Source organism: Bradyrhizobium sp., assembly GCF_036009065.1.
In the GTDB taxonomy this organism is placed as follows: domain Bacteria; phylum Pseudomonadota; class Alphaproteobacteria; order Rhizobiales; family Xanthobacteraceae; genus Bradyrhizobium.
This window is the reverse complement of the sequence record NZ_DASYMN010000013.1, coordinates 1-2,639: the sequence shown is the minus strand read 5'-3', so window position 1 is coordinate 2,639 and position 2,639 is coordinate 1. Positions and strand designations below refer to the sequence as shown.

Annotated in this window: 3 protein-coding genes; 1 reads left to right on the top strand and 2 read right to left on the bottom strand. The window is 62.6% G+C overall.

Annotated features, from left to right (window positions below):
* On the bottom strand, positions 1–373 hold a 373-nt coding region (locus tag VGP39_RS00545; protein WP_327566161.1), incomplete at its 3' end, for a VOC family protein.
* A gap of 184 nt (positions 374–557) precedes the next feature.
* Here VGP39_RS00545 and VGP39_RS00540 point away from each other — a divergent pair.
* Complete coding sequence (locus VGP39_RS00540) at positions 558–1,043, top strand: peroxiredoxin (protein WP_327566160.1); 486 nt, start codon at positions 558–560, stop codon at positions 1,041–1,043.
* Positions 1,044–1,186: 143 nt separating this feature from the next.
* On the opposite strand, the gene VGP39_RS00530 is transcribed toward VGP39_RS00540, so the two are convergent.
* Positions 1,187–2,593, bottom strand: coding sequence for an IS30 family transposase (locus VGP39_RS00530; RefSeq protein WP_327566162.1), 1,407 nt, complete (start codon positions 2,591–2,593; stop codon positions 1,187–1,189).
* Between the last annotated feature and the right edge of the window lie 46 nt (positions 2,594–2,639).

Below are 2,639 nucleotides of genomic sequence, written 5' to 3'. Positions count from 1 at the left end.
AGAGTTCGATCTGGAAGCCGAAGGGATCGGTGAACTGCAGCGTACGGCCCTGAAACGGCTGCTCGGCAAAGCCGTAGGCGATGCCGTTTTCCGAGAAGAAAACCGCGGCCTTGTCGAGATCGGCCTCGTTGCCGACCTTGAAGCCGAGGCGGTTGCAGGCCGCACGCGCCGCCTTGCGCAGCACCAGCGAGTGATGCTGGTGCTCCTCGCTGCCGCGCAGATACACCGCGCCGTCGTCGCCGTCCTCGACATGCAGCCCCACCGTGGTCTCGTAGAACGCGCGGCTGGCATTGAGGTCCACGACATCGAGCACGACGTGGCTGGACCGGATGATGTTGAACGGCGGCTCGAAGGTGTGCGTTGGCACCGGCATGCGGGGTTCCTAGTTGGGTTTCGTCATTCCGGGATGGTCCGAAGGACCAGACCCGGAATCTCGAGATTCCGGGTTCGCGCTTTGCGCGCCCCGGAATGACGGCCTCATCAAACGATAGTGACCCGCTTCCCATCCCCCCGCAAAATGCTCTAAGAAACATCGGCACATTCAAGGAGAATTGACCATGACCATCCAAGTTGGCGACAAGCTGCCCGAGGCGAAGTTTCGCGTGATGACGGCGGAAGGTCCGCAGGTCAAGACCACAGACGACATCTTCAAGGGCAAGAAGGTCGCGCTGTTCGCCGTCCCCGGCGCCTATACCGGCACCTGCCACAAGATGCATCTGCCGAGCATTTTCCTCAACGCCTACGCCATCAAGGACAAGGGCGTGAACACCATCGCGATCGTCTCGGTCAATGACGCCTTCGTCATGAACGCCTGGAAGCGCGACACCGACCAGCGCGACGAAGCCGTGTTTCTCGCCGACGGCAACGCCGAATTCGCCAAGGCGATCGGCATGGAGCTCGACGCCTCCGGCAACGGCCTCGGCATCCGCTCCAAGCGCTACTCGATGCTGGTGGATGATGGCGTCGTCAAGAAGCTCAACCTCGAGCCGGCGCCAGGCAAGGTCGAGGTTTCCGGCGGCGATACGCTGCTCGGGCAGCTGTAAGTTACGCCGTCGCGGCCGTCTTTCGACCGTTACATCGAGGCGTGTTCGGCACGCCCCGCATTCCAGCGCGCGACGGTGATTGCGGCGGGGTGAGAGAACTACAGACGTCATCGCCCGGCTTGACCGGGCGACCCAGGGCGGATTCAACCGGTCGTCGCAACACTTTGTGTATGGCTCAATCGTAGGAATTCGTCGAGAGTTTCGGCCGGTGTTTTCCAGCCAAGAGTTTTCCGGGGCCTGGTGTTGAGTGCAAGGGCTACGGACTCAAGGTCATCGGCGTTGTGAGCGCTGAGATCGGTGCCTTTGGGAAAGTACTGGCGTAGCAACCCGTTGGTGTTCTCGTTGGTACCGCGCTGCCAAGGGCTGTGAGGATCGCAGAAGTAGACCTGCATGCCCGCGTCGATCTTCAGGCGTGCGTGCTGAGCCAGCTCAGCTCCTTGATCCCAGGTCAGCGACCGACGCAGTTGCTCAGGCATGGTTGAGATCGCGCGGGTGATGGCGTCGCGCACGGCTTCAGCACCATGTCCGGCGAGTGCGGGTCCTTTCTTCACGCGAGCTTCCCGGTCATGGCCCGTCATGCGCGGCAGGTGCAGCAGCATGGTGAAACGTGTGGTGCGCTCCACCAAGGTGCCGATCGCGGAACTTCCAAGACCTATGATGAGGTCACCTTCCCAGTGGCCCGGCACGGCTCGATCGGCGGCCTCCGCCGGACGTTGGCTGATCATGATCTCAGGAGAGATGAAGGTCCTGCCTGGCCTGCGCGTGCGCACCCTCGGCATCCGCAGCGCCCGCCCGGTGCGCAAGCAGGCCGACAGTTCACGGCGCAACGCTCCTCGACCTTGCACATAAAGTGCCTGATAGATCGCCTCGTGACTGATGCGCATCATCTCATCCTCGGGAAAGTCGAGCCGAAGGCGACGAGAAATCTGTTCCGGGCTCCACGCCGTCGCCCAGCGTCGGTGCTGTCGATGCACAGCCCGGCGCCCCTTCCACACCACCTTCGGGCCGACGAGGGGGATCCCGTCCGGCCTGGCGATCATACCGGCAAGCCTGTCTTGCACATAATCTCGCAGGATTGGATTAACCGCCAACTTCGCCGGCTTTGGCCGTCGAGCGGACCGATCGGCATGCCATTGTGCCGTGGTCGCTCGATATTCTGGAGCGCCGTGGCGGCGCGCCGCATTGCGCAGGAGTTCACGAGAGATCGTGCATGGAGGGCGATCGAGCAGCCGAGCGATGGCTCGCACCCCGTTCCCCTGCGCGCGCAAGATGGCGATCTCCTCACGTTCGGTGAACGAAAGGTAGCGCCCTGATAAAGGTTTTGACGACTGCGAGAAATGCGTCGGGGGCATGCCACCCGCCCTCCGAAACCACCGTACGCCGACAGCCGGCGACACCCCGGCGTCAACGCCAGCATCCTCGCTCGATCGCCCCGAGGCAATCGCCACCCAGAATTGTCTACAATTCTCCCGCAGTGCTTCTTGAGACCGGCCTGGCGATCGCAAAGCTGCCCGCTCACCGCTATCCAAAACGCGCCCGTATCTCTTCATCGCAACCTCCTTTGCTGGAGTGTTGCGACGATCGGTTGAATCCGCC

What these genes read in the sequence shown, in the direction of transcription:
- VGP39_RS00540 (WP_327566160.1), top strand. Translation starts at nt 558, where the DNA reads ATGACCATCCAAGTTGGCGACAAGCTGCCCGAGGCGAAGTTTCGCGTG.
- VGP39_RS00530 (WP_327566162.1), bottom strand. Translation starts at nt 2,593, where the DNA reads ATGAAGAGATACGGGCGCGTTTTGGATAGCGGTGAGCGGGCAGCTTTG.